Here is a 20,316-nt window from a genome sequence, read left to right on the forward strand (position 1 = left end):
CTCAACCCGAGATGCGTGTGGCGAGGCAAATATTGACCGCATCGCGCCGAATCGCCGCCATAATTTCTGCCATGCGGCATCCGGTCGACCCCGGTCAGCCTCGCCACAGCGTCAGCCGCGACATTGCAGCCAAACCGAAGCAAGCGTGACGGACCGTTCCCGCCGTCCGCCCGGCTTCGCCATGAGGGCGAGAGGCTGATGTCGATACAATCCGTAACCCCGAAGCCGTTTGCCGGGATCGTGCCCGCCGGCATGCGCGACGTCGCCTTCGCGATCGGCGTCGTCGGCATGCTCGCGGTGCTGATCCTGCCGATTCCGACCTTCCTCATCGACGTGTCGCTGGCGCTGTCGATCGCGCTGTCGGTGCTGATCCTCATGGTGGCGCTGTGGATCGAGAAGCCGCTCGAGTTCTCGTCCTTCCCGACGATCCTGCTGATGGCGACGATGATGCGGCTCGCGATCACCATCGCGACCACGCGGCTCATCCTGTCGCATGGCCACGAGGGCGTCACGGCGGCGGGCAACGTCATCGCCGGCTTCTCGAACTTCCTGATGTCCGGCGACTTCGTCATCGGCATCGTGGTGTTCCTGATCCTCGTGATCGTCAACTTCCTCGTGATCACGAAGGGCGCCACCCGGATCGCCGAGGTCGGCGCGCGCTTCACCCTGGACGCCATTCCGGGCAAACAGATGGCGATCGACGCGGACCTGTCGTCGGGCCTCATCAACGACGCCGAGGCGCAGCGCCGCCGCCGCGAGCTCGAGGAGGAGTCCTCCTTCTTCGGCTCCATGGACGGCGCGTCGAAGTTCGTGCGCGGGGAGGCGGTCGCCTCGCTCATCGTCATCGCGGTGAACATCTTCGGCGGCATCGTCATCGCGACGACGCGGCACGACATGCCGCTGTCGAAGGCGGCGGACGTGTTCACCCGCCTGTCGGTGGGCGACGGCCTGGTCGGGCAGATCCCGGCGCTCGTCATCTCGCTCGCGGCGGGTCTCCTCGTGTCCAAGGGCGGCACGCGCGGATCGGCCGACAAGGCGATCCTCGGCCAGCTCGGCGCCTACCCCAAGGCGCTGCTGATGGCGGCCGGGCTGATGGCGCTGTTCGCGATCTTCCCCGGGCTGCCGACCATCCCGTTCGTCATCCTGGCGAGCATCCTCGCCTTCGTCGCCTATACGATCCCGCGGCAGCGCAGGGCCGAGGCCGCGGCGGAGAAGGCGGCGGCCGAACGCAAGGCCGACGAGGAGGCACGCACCCAGAAGGATTCGGTGAAGGCCGAGCTCGACATTCCCGAGATCGAGCTCGTCGTCGGCAAGCAGCTCGCCCGCACCGTGCTGCGCTCGCCGACCGAGCTTGCGCACCGCGTGGCGAAGATCCGCCGCAAGTTCGCGCGCGAGTTCGGCTTCGTGATCCCCGAGATCAAGGTCACCGAAAGCCTGACCGTCCCCTCCAAGGGCTACGAGATCCACATCCACGGCACTGCGGTCGGGAGCCATGAGCTGCGCGTCGGCGACTACCTCATCGTCACCGCCGAGGCGCCGCCGCCGCAGGTGCCGCACGACGAGACCCGCGACCCCGCGTTCGGCATGAAGGCGGTGTGGATCAACGAGGCCTTCGCGGCGGACGTTAAGCGCGACGGCTTCGTCCCCATCGACAACCTCTCTGTCGTCCTGACCCACCTCGTCGAGATCACCCGCAACAACCTCGCGCAGCTCCTCTCCTACAAGGACATGCGCGCGCTGCTCGACCGGCTGGATCCGGAATACAAGCGCCTCATCGAGGAGATCGTGCCGTCGCAGATCTCCAACTCCGGCCTCCAGGCGGTGCTGAAGCTGCTGCTCGCCGAACGCGTCTCCATCCGCAACCTCCACCTCATCCTCGAGGCGATCGCGGAAGTGGCACCGCATGCCCGTCGGGCCGAGGTGGTGGCCGAGCACGTGCGCATCCGCATGGCGCAGCAGATCTGCGGCGACCTCGCCGAGAACGGCTCGCTCCATGTGCTGCGGCTCGGCAACCGCTGGGACCTCGCGTTCCACCAGGGGCTGAAGCGCGACGCCAAGGGCGAGGTGATCGAGCTCGCCATGGACCCGCGGATCGTCGAGGAGTTCGGCGAGGCCGCCTCGAAGGTCATCAACGAGATGCTGGCGATCCACGCGCGCTTCGCCATCGTCACGGCACCGGACGCACGGCCCTATGTGCGCCTCATCATCGAGCGGATGTTCCCCTCGATTCCGGTCCTGTCGCACCTCGAGATCGCCCGCGGCACCACCGTCCAGCCGATCGGCGCCATCTCGTGACCGAGCCGGGGCCCGACGCCCTGGTGCTCGCCGTCGTGTTCGCCCGCGTCGGCGGGGTGTTCATGATCGCGCCGGGGCTGTCCTCCATGCGCGCGCCAGTGCAGGTGAAGCTCTTCGTCGCGCTCGGCATCGCGCTCGCGGTCGCGCCGCTCGTCCTCGACCGGGCGGTCGATGCGGTGGGGCAGGCGACGCCGGGCGACCTCGTCGCGGTCCTCGTCACCGAGACGATCATCGGCTTCCTCATCGGGCTCCTGTCTCGCTGCCTCATGATGGCGCTGCAGACGATCTCTGTGGGGATCGCCAACGCCATCGGCCTCGGCGGCGTGCCGGGTCTGACGCTGGAGGCCGGCGAGCAGGGGCAGGCGGCGGCGACGCTCTTCATGGCGACGGCGACCGTCATCATCTTCGTCGCGGACCTGCACTACGAGATCCTGCGCGCCCTCGTCGGCTCCTACCGGGTGCTGGCGCCCGGCGCGGTGCTCGACGTCCGGCAGTCGCTGGTGTCGGTCACGGACCAGCTCGCGGCCGCCTTCTTCGTGGCGCTGCGGCTCGCCGCGCCGTTCCTCATCTATTCGGTGGTGGTGAACTTCGCGATCGGCATCACCAACAAGCTGACGCCGTCGATCCCGGTGTTCTTCGTGTCGCTGCCGTTCGTCACCGCTGGCGGCCTCATCATGATGGCGCTCGCGATCCGGGAGGTGATGGTCGCCTTCTCCGACGCCTTCCGTCAGCTGACGGGGGCGCTATGAAGCGGCCCGAGCGGCTGGCGCGCCTGGCGCGGGCGCAGCGCGCGCTGGCGGACCTCGCCAAGGCTGAGAGCATCGCCGCCAACGCCCGCTACGAGGACAGCCGCGCGCAGGCGGACGAGATCCTCAGCGCACTGAACGAGACCAGCGTCCTGCACGGCTTCGCGGTGTCCTCGATGGCCGAGACGCTGCGGCGCAACGGGCGCACCACGGAGCGGCTGCGGCGCGTCGCCGACGAGCGCGCGGGCCAGCATGCCCGCGAGGATCGGACCGCCGAGGTGCTGGAGGAGCGCGCGGCCGCCGCCAGCCTGCAAGCGCGGCGCAAGGCCGAGCGTCAGAGCATTGAAATTCTTGTCAGTTCTCCCCGGCGGCGGTGAGCGCGGAACCACGCAAGCCTGTCGCCAGCCACCCTTCGTAACGTCGCCCCGAGCGCTGAGAGGTCGAAACCGAGACGATGACGACCATACCCCCCATCAACGCCCTCCCGTCGGCGGACCTCACTCCGCCCCTGCCCTCGTCCCGCGCCGCGCATCCGGCCGGGACCGGCGCCGCGCATCCGGAGTTCGCCGAGGCCATCCGGGCCGCGGCATCGTCCGCCATGCGCGCGCAGCGGGACACGTCCGTCGGCCAGGAGTTCGAGGCCGTCGCTCTGACCTCGTTCATTCAGCACCTGCTGCCGAGCGAGGATTCGATTGTGTGGGGCGGCCAGGCCGGCCGCCTGTGGCGCGGCGTATTTGCGCAACACCTCGCATCCGAGGTGGCCGCCGCCGGCGGCATCGGCATCGCCGACATCATCAACACCACGCTCGCAGAGCGAACAGGAGACGGGTCATGACGACCGGGATCACCAGCGCTGTCAGCCGCCTCGAAGGCCTGATCGACACCTCCATCGCCGCGATGAAGGCGAGTGCCAGCATCGACGACAAGGCCCTCGCCGACGCCAAGGGGCGCGCGCTGCTCGAGCTGTCGCGGCTCGGCCACTACCGGCCGGGCGACGATGAGCAGCTCCTCGAGCAGGTCCGCCGCCTGCGCACCAAGCTCGCCACCGAGGAGAAGCTGCTGATGCGCCGCCTCGAGGCCGCGCGCGTCATCGCCGAGATCGTCACCGAGGCGGTCCTCGCCGAGGAATCGGACGGCACCTACGAGCCGCGCCCGCGGATGATGTCCGGCCTGGAGGCGCTGCAGTGAGGGGAGCGCTCCTCGTCGGCATGTGGGCGGTCGTCGTGACGCTGGGGGCGGGCTACGCGGCCGCATCCTTCAAGCTCAGTGCCGGGGAGGAAGACGCCAAGCCCAAGCTGGAGGGGCTGCGTTACACCTCGCTGCCGACGATGAGCGTGCCCGTCGTCGAGAACGGCCGGGTCGAAGGCTACGTCGTCGTGCGCATGGTCTACACGGCCGACACGGCGGTGCTGCGCTCCCTGGCGTCCGAGCCCGACCCGTTCCTGACCGACGAAATCTTCCGCACGCTCTATTCGCGCGCCGAGACCGATTTCGGCAAGCTCTCCCGGCTCGACCTGACGACCTTCGCCGAAGAGGTGAGGGGCAAGGTCAACGAGCGGATGGGCGCCGAGGTCGTCCAGGACCTCCTGGTCGACGGCCTCAACTACATCAACCTCACCGACCCCGACGCGATGCGCAAGGTGGCAGCCGCCGCCCAGAGCGCGGGCGTCACGCAAGACGCTGCCCGCAATCCCGATGCCGGAGGCGGGTCGATGGCCGTGGGTTCCCATGGAGGGGGCCCGGCGAACTAACCGCTCTCAAGAGGACCGCATCCCGATGTCAGTACTACTGCGCATTCTCACCATCGTCGCGATCATGAGCGTCGCGATCGTCGCGCTCGTCGTGGTCGCCGCCACGGGGACCTCGTCCATGAACGCATCCATCGCCGGGCTGAAACAGTCGGCGGCCCGGATGTTCACGGTGCTCGACATCGGAGGCGAGTTGCGCACGCTGGAATCGGACATCTCCCGTGTCGCCGATGCCGATTCGGTCGCCGAGGTCCAGGACGACGTCGGGCGCATCGCGAGGTCGGACAAGGCGCTCGTGAAGCTCCGCGACAAGCTCGTCGAGTTTGACCGCATGCGCGGGCAGACCGGCATGGGCTCGCTGGCGACGCTGGTCACCGAGATCCTCGCCGAGGTCGACGAGGCCCTCGACGATCCGGTCCTCCAGTCCGACGCCGGCGCCGCCGGTTCCGCGTTCGATAAGGTGCGCGCCACCCTCGAGGCCGCGCGCGAGCGGGTGAACTTCAATCGGTCGCAGTCGATCGACAACCTCACGAAGCTCGTGGACGACGGCGAGGCGGCGGGCGCGACCGCGCTCTGGACGATCATCGCCTGCGGTGTCGGCGCGATCGTCGCCGGATTCGGCGTGTCCTACTGGATCGCGAGCTCCAGGATCGTCCGTCCTCTGGTCCTCGTGTCGAGCCGCATCCACGACCTCGAGGTCGGCGAGCTCGACCACGAGGTGGAGGGGACCGACCGCAAGGACGAGATCGGCACCCTCGCCAAGACGGCCGAGGCGCTGCGGGTCCGCCTGCAGGAGATCGAGACGATGCGCCTCGCGGCCCGCCGGGAGCGCGAGGACCGGGCACAGAGCCAGAAGGATGCCATCGAGCGGCAGATCGCCCGGCTCGAGCAGGACGTGAACTCGGTGGTGCGGACGCTGTCCGCGGCCGCGACGCAGCTCTCATCGAGCGCCGGCCAGCTCCGTGGCAACGCGCAGACCTCGACCACGCAGTCCGACCGGGTCTCGCACGCCGCGGAGGAGACCTCCGCCAACGTTCAGGCCGTCGCCTCCGCCGCGGAGGAGCTTGCCGCGTCGGCGCAGGAGATCGGCGGCCAGGTCGCCCAGTCGACGCAGATCTCCATGGAGGCGCTGCAGCAGGCGGAGAGCGCGACGACAGTGGTGGAGGGGCTGTCCAATTCCGCCCGCAAGATCGGCCAGGTCGTCGACCTCATCGAGGACATCGCCAGCCAGACGAACCTCCTCGCCCTCAACGCCACGATCGAGGCGGCGCGGGCGGGCGATGCCGGCAAGGGCTTCGCAGTCGTGGCGATGGAGGTGAAGTCGCTGGCCGAGCAGACGGGCAATGCGACGAAGGAGATCTCGGCCCAGATCAACGCCGTCCAGGGCGACGTGGACCGCGTGGTCGATGCGATCCAGAGCCTGAAGTCGAGCTTCACGCGGGCCAACGAGCTCGCGGGCAGCGTGGCCTCCGCCATCGAGCAGCAATCGGCCGCGACCAGCGCCATCGCACAGTCGGTGCAGCAGGCGGCAGTCTCCACGCAAGATGTCTCGTCCATCATCGTCGACGTGTCGAAGGCCGCGAACGACACCGGGACCGGCGCGAGCGAGATCGTCTCCGCCTCCGACGACCTTTCGAAGCAGGCCGATACCCTGCGCAACCGGATGGCGAGCTTCATCGTCTCCATGCGCTCCGACGCCGCCTGAACCTGACGCCGTAGAGGACTGACAGCATGGACGGGATCGACGAACTCCTCGCCGAATTCATCACCGACACGACCGAGGCGCTGGAGCAGGTGGACGTCAAGCTGGTCGAGCTCGAGACCGAGCCCGAGCCGGCGGCGATGCTCAACGAGCTGTTCCGCCTGATGCACACGATCAAGGGCACGTGCGGCTTCCTCGGCCTGCCGCGCATGGCCGGTCTCGCGCACCACGCCGAGACGCTGATGGATCGCCTGCGCAACGGCGAGCCGGTCACGAACGACGCCATCGACGCGATGCTGCGCGTCGCGGACCGACTGAAGTTCCTGCTGGGCGCGATCGAGTCGAACGGCGGCGCGGAGCCCGAGGGCGACGACGAGGCGATCATCCAGGCGCTGCAGCTCGCGGGCTCGGACGGCGCGTCGGAAGTCCCGGCGGCCGCCGTCGCGCACGACGAGGCGCCCGGGGCCGAGCCGGAGCCCGCCGCCATGCCGGCCGAGGAGGCCCCGAAGGCGGCTGCGGCGCCTCCCAAGCCCGCACCGAAACCCGCGGCCAAGCCGGCGGCGAAGGCCGAGGAGAAGTCGGCCGGCGGCGACGGCGGCGATGCCGGCTCCAGCTCCATCCGCGTGTCGGTCGAGACGCTCGAGCACCTGATGACCGTCGTCTCAGAGCTGGTGCTGACGCGCAACGAGCTGACGGAGATCATGCGCAACGAGGAGCGCACGACCCACAAGCTCGCCCTGCAGCGCCTCTCCACCGTGACGGGCGAACTGCAACAGGCGGTCATGTCGACCCGGATGCAGCCGATCGGCAACGCCTGGCGCAAGCTTCCGCGCATCGTGCGCGACGTCGCCGCGAGCCTCGGCAAGAACATCGAGCTCGAGATGAACGGCGCGCAGACCGAGCTCGACAGGCAGGTGCTGGAGTCCATCAAGGACCCGCTCATGCACATGGTTCGGAACGCGGCCGACCACGGCCTCGAGACGCCGGCCGAGCGGCTCGCCTCCGGCAAGTCCGAGAAGGGTCACATCATCCTCAACGCCTACCACGAAGGCGGGCAGATCCTCGTCGAGATCAGCGACGACGGGCGCGGTCTCAACGTCGACCGGATCAAGGCCAAGGCGGTCGAGCGTGGCATCACCACGCAGGAAGACGCCGACCGGATGACCAACGAGCAGATCTTCGGCTTCATCTTCGAGCCGGGCTTCTCGACCGCCGCCCAGGTCACCTCGGTCTCCGGGCGCGGCGTCGGCATGGACGTGGTGCAGTCGAACGTGGAGCGCATCGGCGGCTCGATCGACGTGCGCTCGGTGGAGGGGCAGGGGTCGATCTTCACCCTGAAGATTCCGCTGACGCTCGCCATCCTGCGGGCCCTCATCGTCGGCGTCGACGGCGAGGACTTCGCGATCCCGCAGACGTCGGTGGACGAGCTTCTGAAGGTGGAGCCCGGCGCGGCGCACTCGATCCAGCTCATCAAGGACTCGCCCGTCCTGCGCTCGCGCGACCGGCTGTTGCCGATCGTCGACCTGCGCACGATCCTGCAGCTTCCGTCCGCCTTCGACGAGAACGGCCAGCCGAGGATGGCGAACGAGCAGACCGAGGGCTTCGTGATGGTGATCCGTGCCCGGGGCCTGCGCTTCGGCATGCTGGTCGACTCGGTGCTGCGCACGGAGGAGATCGTGGTGAAGCCGCTCCCCGGCGCGCTGCGCAACATCGAGCACTTCTCCGGGTCGACCATCCTCGGCGACGGCCGCGTGATCATGATCGTCGACCCGAACGGCGTGCGTTCGGCTGCTGCGACACCGTCGGAGGCGTCCATGGCTCCCTCGAACACCGAGGAGGAGGAGGCGGAGAACCAGGAGGACAAGCAGCTCCTCCTCATGTTCCGCGCCGCCTCGCACAACCGCAAGGCGCTGCCGATCAGCCTCATCACGCGCCTCGAGGACGTGTGCCTGACCGATGCCGACCAGTCGGAGGGCCAGTGGCACATCCAGTACAACAACGAGCTGATCCCGCTGGTGTGGTTCGGCGCGCCGCCCGACCCGACATCGAAGGAGCGCAAGCCGCTCCTCGTCATGTCGGACGACGGCAAGTCGATGGGCCTCCTCGTGGACGAGATCGTCGACATCGTGGAGGACGTGGTCGACGTGCAGATCCCGTCCGAGCAGCAGGGGATCCTCGGCAGCGCCATCATCGGCGGCGCGCACGCGGAGGTCATCGACGTCGGCTACTTCCTCGGTCTCGCGTCCTCGCACTGGTTCGATCCGCACCAGCGCGCCAAGGTGGACGACACGGTCAAGATCCTGCTCGTCGACGACTCGCCCTTCTTCCGCAACCTCGTCGCCCCCGTGGTGCGCGCGGCCGGCTTCGACCCGGTGGTCTGCTCCTCCGGCGCCCAGGCGCTCGACAAGCTCCAGGGCGGCCTTCACCCGAAGGTCATCGTCACCGACGTCGACATGCCTGAGATGGACGGCTTCGAGTTCGCCCGCGAAGCCCGCAAGATCGAGCGGCTCAAAAAGGTGCCGATCGTCGCGCTCACCGGCATGCTCACGGACGAGGCGATCGCCCAGGCCCGGGAAGGCGGGTTCTCCGACTACATCTCCAAGCTCGACCGCAACGGTCTCATCGACGCGCTGCGCGAGTTCACCAAGCCCAAGTCCGAGGAGGTCGCCGCGTGACCAAGAGCCTGTCCCGCAACGCACTTCTGGACGAGGCGGACGGCTTCGTCACCGCCCGGCTCGCCGGGCACTGGTTCGCGCTGCCGATCTCCGCCGTCCACGAGGTCTTCCTGCTGTCGCGCATCACCACGGTGCCGCAGTCGCCGCCGGGCATCATCGGCGTCCTCAATCTGCGCGGCAGGATCGTCACGGCGCTGGACACGCGCCAGATCCTCGGCTTTCCACGCGCCGAGAAGCCGTCGACCATGGCGATCGGCATCGAGCGGCACGGCGAGCTCTTCGGCCTCGCCGTGGATGAGATGGGCGACGTCCTCACCTCGGTCGCGGCCGAGCGGGAGCCGGCGCCGATGAACCTCGACCGGCGTTGGCGCGAGATCGTCACCGGCGTTCAGCGGTCCGACAAGCACCTGGTGCTGATCGTGGCCGTGGACCGCTTGTTCGATGGCGTGACCTCGCTGGTTGCCGCATGATCCAGGCGGCGCGCATGGCGCCGGATCAGGAACGCAAGCGGCTCCAGCTGCTGGCCCACTCCGCAGCGCTGCGTACGGCGCTGCGGCGGGCGCTCAACCATTCGAACTACGCCCTCACGCCCGACGCCGTCGGCCCCTCCGACGTCAAGCGCGCGTTCGACGAGGCCCGGCCGGACTGCCTCGTCCTCGACACCGAGCTCCCGGGCCTGCGGGGCCTGGGGCTCCTGCAGCAGATCGCCCGGGCGGATCCGCGCCTGCCGATCGTCGTCGTGGCGCCCGAGGCCGAGATGGCGCAGATGCGCACCGAGGCGGTCGAGAAGGGCGCCATCGGGGTGATCAGCAAGCCGGCCTCCGACGAGCCGTTCGCGCTGCGGCCGGTCGCGACGGCCGTCATCGACATGCTGGACGCGCAGTTCGGCTTCAAGACCCGCCAGCGGCATTCCCACGGCGCACCGTCCATCGTCTCGGCGCCGAAGCCGACGGTGACGAGCATCGCCGGCCCCCGTTTCGACGCGCCTGGCACCGGCCGGGCCGACACCGCGCTCAGGACCGCCGCCGCGCCGCCGAGGGTTGCCGGCGCGACGGCGGCCCCGACGCGTCAGCCGCGGGTCCACCGCCCGCCGCCCCAGGTGCTCGTCGTGGCCAGCTCCACCGGCGGCCCGCAGGCGCTGATCACACTGTTCTCGGGCGTCAATCCGGCGGTCGTCACCGTTCCGGTGCTGATCGTCCAGCACATGCCGGCCGCCTTCACGCCGATCCTCGCCGAGCACATCACGCGGGCCACCGCCTGGACGGCGCTCGAGGCGAAGTCGGACGAACCGCTGGTGCCCGGCGAGATCCGCATCGCGCCCGGGGGTCATCACATGGTGGTCTGCAACGCGGGCGGGGCGAAGCGGCTGAAGCTGACCGACACCGAGCCCGTCAACTTCTGCCGTCCGTCGGCCGACGTCCTCTTCGTCTCCGCCGCCGAGGTGTTCGGACGCGGCGTGCTCGGCGTCATCCTGACCGGCATGGGCAACGACGGATGTCAGGGCGCCAAGGTCATCAACGCGGCCGGTGGAGCGATCTATGCGCAGGACAAGGAGACCAGCGTGGTCTGGGGGATGCCGGGTGCCGCCGTGGGAGCGGGGGTCGCGGACCGCGTCTTTCCGCTGCCTGAAATCGCGCCGGCGGTCCAAGCCGCGATGAAGGGGGTCTACTGATGGTTCGCGATGACGACTTCGACTATCTGCGGCGGATCCTGAAGGACCGTTCGGGCCTCGCCCTCAGCGCGGACAAGCAGTACCTCGTCACGACGCGCCTCAAGCCGATCTGCGAGGCGCACGGCTTCAAGGACCTCGCCGAACTCGTCGGCGCGATGCGCGGCATGCGCGGACGCGACATCATCGAGGAGGTGGTCGACGCGATGACCACCAACGAGTCGCTCTTCTTCCGCGATCAGGCCCCGTTCGAGTGCCTGGTGGGCCACATGCTGCCGCAGCTCATCGCCGCGCGCGGGGGCAAGCCCATCCGCATCTGGTGTGCCGCTGCGTCGACGGGTCAGGAGCCCTACTCGATCGCGATCCTCCTGGAGGAGAACGCGGCGAAGTTCGGCCGGCAGTCGTTCGAGATCGTCGCCACGGACATCAGCCAGGCCGCGCTCGCCCGCGCCCGGGCGGGCGAATACACCCAGTTCGAGGTCGGCCGCGGGATGCCGCAACAGTACCTCTCGCGCTATTTCACCCGCGGCGAGAAGAACCATTACCTGATCGCGCAGTCGATCAAGAACCGGGTCTCCTTCCAGTCCCGCAACCTGCTCGACCCGTTCGACCGGATGGGGCAGTTCGACATCGTCTTCTGCCGCAACGTGCTGATCTACTTCGACCGGCCGACCAAGACGCAGGTGCTCGAACGGATGGCGCGGCTGATGCCGCAGGACGGCTTCCTCATCCTCGGCGGGCCCGAGACCACGCTGGGCCTGACCGCGCGGTTCGCCCGCCACGGCCAGTGGCGCAACGTCTACATCCGCAACCAGGCCGATACCGCGTCCCAGTCCGACCGCATCTGCGCCTGAACCCCGCACCGGTGGCGGCTCCCCGGTGACACAGGGCGGTCGACCGCACGGTTGGCGGTCAGTCGGGCTTCAGCGTGGCCGCGACCTCGAGGAAGCGGGGAAGGGCCGGGTTGAGGTTGCTCGTCCGCCAGGCCAGCACCTGCTCCACGACCGGGGCGTCCGTCAGGACGCGGAAGGTGACGCCGGCGACGCCGAGTCGCTCCACCGACCGGGGGACCAGCGCGACGCCGATGCCCTCGGCGACCAGGCTGACGATCGTCTGCTGCAGCTGGGTCTCCAGCCGGATGTGGGGCTCGAGGCCCGCCACCGCGAAATATTCGACGATCGCCTTCCGAAGGGTGGGCGTGACGTGGGGCGGCGACGCCACGAGCGGCGCGCCGGCCAGCATCGCGGCGGAGACGTCGCCCTCCGCCGCGAGCTCATGACCCGCCGGAACCGCCAGACAGAGCGGCTCGCGGTGCACCGCCATCGTCTCGACGCCCGGGACCGGCTCCGGGCGGAATGTGACGACCGCGTCGAAGCGCCCCTCCCGCAGTCCCTCGATCAGGCCGGAGGGTACGGCTTCCAGAAGCTGCAGCCGCACGTCCGGCCGGGCTGCCAGAAAGCGGCGCGTGAGCACCGGGACGCTGGCATGGGCCGCATGCATCATGAAGCCGATGGTGAGGTCGCCGAGCTCGCCCGCGCTCGCCCTGCGCGCGTTGCGGCATGCCTGTTCGAACGCGACCAGCACGGCCCTGCTGTCCTCGAGGAACCGCTCCCCGGCCGGCGTGAGACTGGCCCGGCGCGAATGGCGCTCGATCAGCTTGACGCCGAGCTCCGCCTCGAGTGCGGCGAGCTGCCGGCTGAGCGGAGGCTGGGTGACGTTCAGCCGTTCGGCCGCCCGCCCGAAATGCAGCGTCTCGGCGAGCGCGACGAAGTAGCGGAGCTGGCGGATGTCGATCATGATACCGAACCGGAATGAATAGGCTCCATAATCGGCATTGGTATGCATTGAACGACGGCCCTATGCCAGAGCGTCCCCATATCGCCGGAGCCCTTATGCAAACGCTCGTCGTGGTCCTGCCGATCTTCGCGCTGATCTTTGCCGGTTGGATCGCCCGGCGTTCGGGTGCGCTCGGCCCGCACGCGACCGAGGAGCTGAACCGGTTCGTCGTCTATCTCGCGCTTCCGGCCCTCCTGTTCGACATCGTCGCCGGCGCCGACTGGGCCGAGATCTGGCAGCCCGGCTTCGTCGCCGCCTTCGCGACGGGATCGGCGGTGGTGTTCGCCGCGACGGTGGCGCTGCGGCTCAGCGGCCGGCGCCATCTCGTCGACGCCACCATCGACGCCCTCAACGCCGCCTACGCCAACACGGGCTTCATCGGTTTCCCGCTGGCGGTGGCGGTACTGGGCCCCGCGGCGCTCGCGCCGACCTTGATCGCGACGATCCTCACGGTCTGCGTCCTGTTCGCGGTGGCGCTGATCATGGTCGAGGTCGGGCTGCAGGGCGAACGGCCGTCCGGGCGGATGGTCGGCAAGGTCCTCTCCCGGCTCGCGCGCAACCCGCTTCTCGTCGCGCCGGTCCTCGGCGCCGTCGTCATGGCGAGCGGGGTCGATCTGCCGGGGCCGGTGGAGAGCTTCGTCGATCTACTCGGCAAGGCGGCCTCGCCCTGCGCGCTGGTGGCGCTCGGCCTCTTCCTGGCGCAGAAGCGGCCCACGGCGGAGCCGGTGCTGCGCGCGACGCTGCTGCTCGGCGGCCTGAAGCTCGTCGGTCAGCCGGCCATCACCTGGCTGGCCGCCGTCCAGGTGTTCAACCTGACGCCGGCGCTGGCCGGCACGGCGACGCTGCTCGCCGCGTTGCCCACCGGCACGGGACCCTTCATGGTGGCCGAACTCTACAATCGCGAGTCGGGCGTGACTTCTCGCGTCATCCTCGCCTCCACCGTCGCCTCCCTCGCCACCCTGACCGTCCTCCTCGCGCTGGTCGGGTAGGGGACCAGGTGAGGGGAGGCGGGTCACGAGGCGGCAAAGCGAGGCCCGGCACGCCGCGGACGTCACCGCAGGTGGCGGGCCATAGGGGTGGGCAGGATGTCCGGTGGGATGTTGCGTCATCGCGCGGCGCCGCAAATACCGTGCGGTGACGGGCCCCTCGCTTCCGGCGCCCGGGCCCTTCGACGGCCAGGTGGCGGACGCCCCTTGCCCCGCGTTCGGACGGCAGCCTCGGGAGGGCTCGGGCCACCCCCGGCGGTGTCTCGCGGCCACGGCGCCGTCCGTCCGCGCGCCGATCCATCCATCGACGTTGCCGCGTCGGCCTCGGTCGTCTTGCTGGGTCCTCCGTCCGCATGCTACCGCACACGGTGAAAACGGGGACTGCCGAACCGCTCTTTGCCGCCCGCGGCCGAGCCGGAGCAAACCCCAACGTTTTCAATGCGGGTGGGTGGCCGAGTGGTTGAAGGCAGCGGTCTTGAAAACCGCCGTGCGGGCAACCGTACCGTGGGTTCGAATCCCACCCCACCCGCCAAAAATACCTAGAAAAATCAAACCGCTATCGGCTGATGGCTGGGTGCAGTTCCTGCCGCATGGCGTGACGACATCTCCCCGCGTCCGCGCACACCGAAAGCGTTCCAGCTCTCGGCGGCCGCGCCCAGCAGGCCTGACGCCGGGCCGGACCGTGGGAGACTACGCGGCCGCGGTCCTGTGGCCGAGATTTTTATGGAGGGCCTTGATTGCGCCGAGGTTGAAGCGCTTGTCGTCGATGGTCATCACGAGGTCGTCGGGACGCAGCGACGAATATTTTTCGACGGCGAATTCGATGGCCTCGGCCGCCGTGGCGAAGCGGTGGTAGCCGATGCCGCTGCGGTTGGATCCCAGCCTGCGGGCGACAAAGAGTTCCGCCGGGAGCAGGTAATCCGCGCTGACCATCACCTCGACCGGGTCGGTTTGCCGTTTGACGCTCATGGGGTTCTTCCTGCGTTTGATGGGATTGGCGGTGGCCGGCGGACGATGTCTTCGCGCTTGGTCGTTCAGGCTAGGTCCTTGTGTGTCCCACGCCTGGTCGTGGTCGCCCCTGAGGAATTTGGTCGTTCGATCCGGTCTCTGGTTCGCTCCGCCGACCCTGCGGGCAAGGCATGGCCTCGGCCCGGGACGCGCAGCGGCCCGGTTGGCGACCGGCAAAACAACACGAACGATTGAAGAATGTCCGACGAAAGTGCGCTCGTTCGACGAGGCACCGTAGGATTTAAATGGCACCGGAACCAGAAAAAACAATCAGTACTGATGCCGAAATATTTTTGCAGAATCCCGTCATCGGCCGCGTCGACGCATTTTGACGATGCTCACCGCGAGATTGTCCTTGCGCACGCATCGGAAAAAGTCGATATAGGCGACGCTAAGTTGTCACTGTCTATCACTGTTTCCTCGCGGCTGCAGTCTTTGATTTTGATTTGACTGCGCCGAGCTGCCGCCTGTCGCGGGCAGCACACCTCACAGGAGATACACGATGGCCAATGGCACCGTGAAATGGTTCAATTCCCAGAAGGGCTTCGGGTTCATTCAGCCGGAGACCGGTTCCCGGGACGTCTTCCTTCACATTTCCGCAGTCGAGCGCGCGGGGCTCAGCAACCTCGCAGACGGCCAGAAGGTCACGTTCGATATCCAGAGCGGCCGTGACGGTCGTGAGTCGGCCGAGAACCTGCAGCTCGTCGATTAATCCAATTCCGGGAGCAGCGCTGCTCCCGCATGTCTTCCTCGGCGCGACCCGATCGTCGCGCTGACGAACGTCATCACGCTGAGGTGGCGGGCCGTCGCGGCCCGCGCCCTTCTTCGGCCGACACGGCCGCGCGATCTTCGGTACCTGCGCCTTAGCACCGGCAGTCCGGCCTCTGCGGCTGAGAACCAGGCTGGCAGCCTCGTAAGAGAGGCATGCGCACCACGGCGTTGCCCGGTTAGCGTGCCTGGATGTGGGTGCGGCTCGAGGCATCCTCCTCGCCGTTCCATCAGGCGAGGCCGGTCACGCCATCGGTACACTGCTGCCGTTCCGCCATGACTCCGCCGTTCACGTCCTCGACCTCCATGGTAGCGGCCAGCGTCGCGACCATGTCCTGATGGACCTCGATGCCGCTTGGCACTCGCCCGGCTGTCAGCACCCCGGCCGGACGACCATCGCGACGACGCGCACGCCGCCCCTTGCAGGTGTGCCGCGAAAGGGGCGCGCCGCATCATGCAGCCATGATCCTGCCCCGGCTGGTGGTCGGTGGACCTGCCGGCAGCTGCCCGATCGGGTCACCGAGGGGGACTTGCCGAAATCGCCGGTGCGGCAACCGATCTGCTCGAGCGCCTCTGAGAGCGTCGGCTCGGTCGCCCGGAGACCGAGGGCCGATCCCGGCTGGCCCACGCTCGGCGTGGATGGGGTGTTGACCCGCAGGGAGCGCCGCCCGGCCTGCCGTACAGCCCGGCCCGGCATAGTGGTCGGTCATGCTTCCTCGGCGATCCGCGCGATGTTGGGCGGCGTGTAGTCCATCGTGCCGAGGACGTTGGACGACACGTCCTGCGGGCCAATCCTCCCGGAAGCACGAGAATCTTGGGCGCTCCGATGGGCGCGCCGAGGCGAGATCGCCGCCGATCGCCTCGGTCGCGATCCCGAACCCGATCCATCGAATGGCTCCGGGTTCCTCCGTGGAAACAGGGGACTTCCAGAACCCCGCCCGACATCTCCCACCTGGAATCTTTTGCGAGAGTGCGTCCGCCGGGCGCCGTCAGACGATCGGGTTTTGCGTCGGTCGCGACCCCGGCGTGATGCCTGTCGCCATCCGATCGGCGGGAGGCGTCCGACCGGTGGGCGAGATGGCGGGCAGGGGGGCTGGTCCGCTCCTTCGGCTGTCATATTTGATGAGAAATTAGCGCACTTATTGCGTATTCTCGCGTCGGTCGCGGAACAACGATTGGGGGTCTAGGTTGGAGACGTTCGCTCATCTCGCTGGCGCGGTGGCCCTGCTTCTCTGGGGCATCCGCACCGTCCGGACAGGTGTCGAGCGGCTCCTCGGACCACGGATCGAAGCTCACGTCGCGATGCTCACCGGGCGGCGGACCGGCGCGTTCGGTGTCGGCGCCGCCGTCGCCTTCGCGCTGCAGTCCTCGACCGCCGTGCGCCTGATGGCGGCGAGCTTCTACGCCGGCGGGGTGCTCGCTCTGCCGGCGGGGCTCGCGGCGGCGCTCGGCGCGGAGGTGGGCTCGAGCCTCGCCGCGGCGGTCCTGAACGTCGACGTCGCCCTGCTGGCGCCGGTCCTCCTCGTGGCCGGCTACATCACGTTCAGCGTGGCGCGGGAGCGGCGCGGCAAGCACGTCGGGCGCATCATACTGGGCCTCGCCTTCATCCTGACGTCCCTGTCGCTGATGTCGACGGCGACGGCGATCCTGGGAGCGAACGAGGACGCAGCGGACATCATCCGCATCGCCAGCACCTATCCGGCGGCACTCGTCCTCGTCGCCGCGCTCGCGACCTGGCTGATGCACTCGTCCATCGCCGCGATCCTGATGATCGCGCATCTCGCCGGTGGCGGGGGCCTTCCGCCCGAGGCGGCGTTGTGGATGGTGGTCGGCGTCAACGCGGGGTCGGCACTGCCGGCGCTGGTATCCGGCTGGACGCTCGCCGGGCCGGCGCGGGAACTGCTCGTCGCCGCCTTCGCGATGCGGATCGCCGCGGTGGCGGTCGGCGCCCTGGTCCTCGCCGCGCCCGGCATCGGCGATCTCGCGGCGGTACGGTTCGCCGCGGGTCACGTCATCCTCGCGCACCTCGCCCTGAACGTCGCGATGGCCGTCGCCCTGCTGCCGTTCGTCGGCATCATCGCGGCGCTGGTCCGGCGGGCGGCCCCGAAGCGTGTCGCGGAGGGGGGCCGGGCGGCGAGCCACATCTTCCTCGCGCCGGAGGACGTCCGCCACCCGGGCACGGCGCTCATCAACATCGCCAACGAGGCGGCGCGCGTCGCCCACATCGTCTACGACATGGTGGGCGGCATCTCGGAGCTGTTCTGGCACGGCGACGCCGACGCGCGGATCAAGTCGCTGGAGGACGACGTCGACCGGCTCTACCGCGAAGTGACGCTCTACATGGCCTCGATCCGGCTCGACGAGCTGGACGACGACGAGCGGCGGCAGTGGTTCGAGCTGTTCGAGTTCGTCACCCACCTCGAGCATGTCGGCGACATCATCACGCGCAACATCATCGACCTCGCGAAGCGCAAGCGGAAGGCGGGGCTCGACTTCTCGCCGGCCGGGGCGCGGGAGATCGAGGGGCTCACGGCCGAGCTGAGCGACATCTTCCGTTATGCGCAGGCCGTCTTCCTGTCGCGCGATCCCCACCGCGCCGAGGAGCTGGTCGCGGCCAAGCGCCGCTTTCGCAGCCACACGCTGGATTCGCAGCGCCGGCACGCACTGCGCCTGTCGAGCGGCGTGACGAGCAGCATCGCGTCCTCGCGCATCCACCTCGACCTTCTGCGCGAGCTGCAGCGGATCAACTCGCACCTGACGGCGGTGGCCTATCCGCTGCTGCCTGAGGCATCGTAGCACACGAACGGAATGCCTTCTGGCGAGTTCTGTCCTCAACGAAATTCGTGAGGAGTACCCAAAATGGCTCTGATCCGGACCACCATCTTCGCCGCCTCGTTCCTGGCGCTGCCGTCCCTCGTCGTCGCGCAGACCGCGGCTCCCGCCCCCGCGACGACGCCTGCTGCCACCGCCGATGCCACCGCCACGACCGACGGGCGGATCGGGATCGCCGCGGCGATCGAAGCGGCGAAGGCCAGCGTCGATGGCGGCATCCTCGAGGCCGAGCTGGAAAACGAGGGTGGCGAGGAGATCTGGGAGATCGACATCGCGACCGGCGAAACCGTCCAGGAAGTGAAGGTGAACGCCATGACCGGCGCGGTGATCTCCACCGACAAGAAGGTCATCGAAGGGACCTGGCGGAGCTGGTTCGACAAGGACAGCCTGACCGACAGCCAGCGCATCAGCGGGACCCTGATCGAGGCGGTCGCGAAGGCGGAGACCGAGGCCGGCGGCAAGATCACCAGCCTCGAGCTAGACGAGGAGGACGGCAAGCTCGTCTACGAGCTGGAGGTCGACACCGCGGACGGCGAGAAGGACATGACGCTGGACCCGGCGACCGGCATGGTCACCGCCGACGACTGATGCCCGTCTGAGGCCGGCGGCCCGCCGGCCGTCCGACGACAGGGGTCGCGAAGGCAGACCCCGCCGAACGGCTTCGACCGGCCGGGCATCCGCCCGCTGCCGGTCGAACGCATGATCCGCGCCCGTCGCGCGCCCGGTCCTTTCGTCTCCATGGCGTCGATGTCCGACCGGGGACGCGCCGCCTGACAGGACAGTCCTCAGTCGCACGGTGTACAAACGACATCCGGGCCGCGTTATGACGCTAAACCCTTGGCGGAATGACTGGAACGGACAAGATCATGCCGGCGGCCCCATGTGTCCGCCGAGACCTACGAAGGTATTCCCCCTTTCGCATCGCGCGATCCGTCAGCATAATGACCGGACACGTTCTTCAAGAACGGATGAAAGGCTCGGCAAAAGATCGGGCCAGGGGAGGGATACCAATGAAACGTGTCATCGCAGCTATTGCGCTCGCGGCCGCCGCTCTGCCCTTTGGGGCGGCGCAGGCACAGGACGCGATCGAACTGCACGGCGCCTCGCAGTTCGGTGACGAGCACGCCTTCACCAAGGCACTCGTGAAGTTCGAAGAGCTGGTCGGCGACTGCTACGACGGCGACGTCACCTTCGTGCTGCACAAAAATTCCGAACTCGGCCTGGAGAAGGACTACTTCAACTTCATGTCCCAGGGCGTCTCGGTGGACTACGCGATCGTCTCGCCGAGCCACATGTCCACCTACTCCAAGATGGCGCCGCTGATGGACATGCCCTTCCTGTTCCGTGACATCGACCACTGGAACAAGGTGCTCGAGCAGGACGGCCTGGCGCCGATCGCCGAGGACGTGTCGAAGCGCGCGGACGTGGAGCTGATCGGCTATGCCGGCGGCGGCACGCGCAACCTCATCGTCAACCGCCCCGTGCGCACCATGGAGGACCTCAAGGGCCTGCCGATGCGCGTCATGGGCGCCCCGATCCAGACGCGGATTTTCGACGCGGTAAACGCCGCCCCGTCCGTCATCGCCTACGACGAGGTCTACAACGCCATCCAGACCGGGGTCATCGACGCGGCGGAGAACGAGGCCGCCGGCATCGAGCAGATGAAGTTCTACGAGGTCGGGCCGCACATCTCCAAGACGCAGCACGCCATCACCGTTCGGCCCATCGGGTTCTCCGGCAAGACCATGCGTCGCCTGCCCGAGGCGCTGCAGGCCTGCGTCCGCGAGGCGGGGGCCGAGGCCGGCAAGTACGGCCGCGAAATCGAGTCGACGCAGGATTCAGAGAAGCTCAAGGCGATGGAGGAGAAGGGCCTCCTCACGACCTACGATTTCGAGGAGCGCGAGAAGCTGCTCGAGCTCGCAGAGCCTGTGAAGCGCGCCTACGCCGAGGAACTCGGCGCGACGGAGACCCTCGAACGGATCAACGCGATCCAGTAACGAGCGGACACGAGCGGACGGGCGGCGTGCCGCCGGCCGTCCGCGTGGTCTCGC

The 20,316-nt window shown here is 68.6% G+C and carries 19 protein-coding genes and 1 tRNA gene; 17 read left to right on the plus strand and 3 right to left on the minus strand.

Annotation, left to right across the window (positions count from 1 at the left end; translation table 11 throughout):
- Window positions 1-198 precede the first annotated feature (198 nt).
- The 11 genes from flhA (at window position 199) to DLJ53_RS26775 (ending at window position 11,689) form a co-directional block, all read left to right on the plus strand.
- Window positions 199-2,295, plus strand: a complete 2,097-nt coding sequence (gene flhA / locus DLJ53_RS26725) for a flagellar biosynthesis protein FlhA (RefSeq protein WP_202913367.1) — start codon at window positions 199-201, stop codon at window positions 2,293-2,295.
- Window positions 2,292-3,044, plus strand: coding sequence for a flagellar biosynthetic protein FliR (locus tag DLJ53_RS26730; protein ID WP_111351115.1), 753 nt, complete (start codon window positions 2,292-2,294; stop codon window positions 3,042-3,044). The genes flhA and DLJ53_RS26730 overlap by 4 nt, the downstream gene beginning before the upstream one ends.
- Window positions 3,041-3,418, plus strand: coding sequence for a hypothetical protein (locus tag DLJ53_RS26735; RefSeq protein ID WP_111351116.1), 378 nt, complete (start codon window positions 3,041-3,043; stop codon window positions 3,416-3,418). Before DLJ53_RS26730 ends, DLJ53_RS26735 begins: the two co-directional genes overlap by 4 nt.
- A gap of 77 nt (window positions 3,419-3,495) precedes the next feature.
- Complete coding sequence (locus tag DLJ53_RS26740; RefSeq protein WP_111351118.1) at window positions 3,496-3,876, plus strand: rod-binding protein; 381 nt, start codon at window positions 3,496-3,498, stop codon at window positions 3,874-3,876.
- Window positions 3,873-4,229 carry a hypothetical protein gene (locus tag DLJ53_RS26745; protein ID WP_111351119.1) on the plus strand — a complete coding sequence of 119 codons (357 nt, stop codon included), beginning with the start codon at window positions 3,873-3,875 and terminating at the stop codon, window positions 4,227-4,229. Before DLJ53_RS26740 ends, DLJ53_RS26745 begins: the two co-directional genes overlap by 4 nt.
- Window positions 4,226-4,792 carry a hypothetical protein gene (locus DLJ53_RS26750; protein WP_111351121.1) on the plus strand — a complete coding sequence of 189 codons (567 nt, stop codon included), beginning with the start codon at window positions 4,226-4,228 and terminating at the stop codon, window positions 4,790-4,792. Before DLJ53_RS26745 ends, DLJ53_RS26750 begins: the two co-directional genes overlap by 4 nt.
- A gap of 25 nt (window positions 4,793-4,817) precedes the next feature.
- Window positions 4,818-6,494: a methyl-accepting chemotaxis protein gene (locus DLJ53_RS26755; RefSeq protein WP_162409573.1), complete on the plus strand. Its 1,677-nt coding sequence runs from the start codon at window positions 4,818-4,820 to the stop codon at window positions 6,492-6,494.
- Window positions 6,495-6,520: 26 nt separating this feature from the next.
- On the plus strand, window positions 6,521-9,166 hold the full coding sequence (locus tag DLJ53_RS26760; RefSeq protein WP_244935171.1) for a hybrid sensor histidine kinase/response regulator: 2,646 nt from the start codon (window positions 6,521-6,523) through the stop codon (window positions 9,164-9,166).
- Window positions 9,163-9,636, plus strand: coding sequence for a chemotaxis protein CheW (locus DLJ53_RS26765; RefSeq protein ID WP_111351124.1), 474 nt, complete (start codon window positions 9,163-9,165; stop codon window positions 9,634-9,636). Before DLJ53_RS26760 ends, DLJ53_RS26765 begins: the two co-directional genes overlap by 4 nt.
- Window positions 9,637-9,650: 14 nt before the next feature.
- Entirely contained in the window at window positions 9,651-10,838 is a 1,188-nt protein-coding gene (locus DLJ53_RS26770; RefSeq protein ID WP_162409575.1) for a chemotaxis protein CheB, read from the plus strand.
- On the plus strand, window positions 10,838-11,689 hold the full coding sequence (locus DLJ53_RS26775; protein WP_111351127.1) for a CheR family methyltransferase: 852 nt from the start codon (window positions 10,838-10,840) through the stop codon (window positions 11,687-11,689). Before DLJ53_RS26770 ends, DLJ53_RS26775 begins: the two co-directional genes overlap by 1 nt.
- A gap of 58 nt (window positions 11,690-11,747) precedes the next feature.
- On the opposite strand, the gene DLJ53_RS26780 is transcribed toward DLJ53_RS26775, so the two are convergent.
- Window positions 11,748-12,632, minus strand: coding sequence for a LysR substrate-binding domain-containing protein (locus DLJ53_RS26780; RefSeq protein WP_111351128.1), 885 nt, complete (start codon window positions 12,630-12,632; stop codon window positions 11,748-11,750).
- Between the two features lie 95 nt (window positions 12,633-12,727).
- Between DLJ53_RS26780 and DLJ53_RS26785 the strand changes: the two genes are divergently transcribed.
- Window positions 12,728-13,660: an AEC family transporter gene (locus DLJ53_RS26785; protein WP_226578780.1), complete on the plus strand. Its 933-nt coding sequence runs from the start codon at window positions 12,728-12,730 to the stop codon at window positions 13,658-13,660.
- A 439-nt stretch (window positions 13,661-14,099) separates the two neighbouring features.
- A tRNA-Ser gene (locus DLJ53_RS26790) sits at window positions 14,100-14,189 on the plus strand.
- Window positions 14,190-14,347: 158 nt separating this feature from the next.
- Here the strand turns inward: DLJ53_RS26790 and DLJ53_RS26795 are convergent.
- The gene (locus DLJ53_RS26795) at window positions 14,348-14,626 is read right to left on the minus strand and encodes a hypothetical protein (RefSeq protein ID WP_111351131.1); all 279 of its coding nucleotides are present in this window, start codon (window positions 14,624-14,626) and stop codon (window positions 14,348-14,350) included.
- A gap of 541 nt (window positions 14,627-15,167) precedes the next feature.
- Between DLJ53_RS26795 and DLJ53_RS26800 the strand changes: the two genes are divergently transcribed.
- Complete coding sequence (locus DLJ53_RS26800; RefSeq protein ID WP_111351133.1) at window positions 15,168-15,377, plus strand: cold-shock protein; 210 nt, start codon at window positions 15,168-15,170, stop codon at window positions 15,375-15,377.
- Between the two features lie 286 nt (window positions 15,378-15,663).
- Here the strand turns inward: DLJ53_RS26800 and DLJ53_RS36445 are convergent, their stop codons facing one another.
- Window positions 15,664-15,795 carry a hypothetical protein gene (locus DLJ53_RS36445; protein WP_280525523.1) on the minus strand — a complete coding sequence of 44 codons (132 nt, stop codon included), beginning with the start codon at window positions 15,793-15,795 and terminating at the stop codon, window positions 15,664-15,666.
- Window positions 15,796-16,621: 826 nt separating this feature from the next.
- On the opposite strand from DLJ53_RS36445, the gene DLJ53_RS26805 reads away from it, so the two are divergent.
- The 3 genes from DLJ53_RS26805 to DLJ53_RS26815 all read left to right on the plus strand — a co-directional run bounded on the left by DLJ53_RS26805 (window position 16,622) and on the right by DLJ53_RS26815 (window position 20,262).
- Window positions 16,622-18,229 carry a Na/Pi cotransporter family protein gene (locus DLJ53_RS26805; protein ID WP_111351135.1) on the plus strand — a complete coding sequence of 536 codons (1,608 nt, stop codon included), beginning with the start codon at window positions 16,622-16,624 and terminating at the stop codon, window positions 18,227-18,229.
- Between the two features lie 63 nt (window positions 18,230-18,292).
- A complete protein-coding gene (locus DLJ53_RS26810) occupies window positions 18,293-18,853 on the plus strand; it encodes a PepSY domain-containing protein (protein ID WP_111351136.1) in 561 nt (186 codons plus the stop codon).
- A 422-nt stretch (window positions 18,854-19,275) separates the two neighbouring features.
- The gene (locus DLJ53_RS26815; RefSeq protein WP_111351138.1) at window positions 19,276-20,262 is read left to right on the plus strand and encodes a TRAP transporter substrate-binding protein; all 987 of its coding nucleotides are present in this window, start codon (window positions 19,276-19,278) and stop codon (window positions 20,260-20,262) included.
- Window positions 20,263-20,316: the final 54 nt, after the last annotated feature.

The organism is Acuticoccus sediminis (genome assembly GCF_003258595.1).
Lineage (GTDB): Bacteria > Pseudomonadota > Alphaproteobacteria > Rhizobiales > Amorphaceae > Acuticoccus > Acuticoccus sediminis.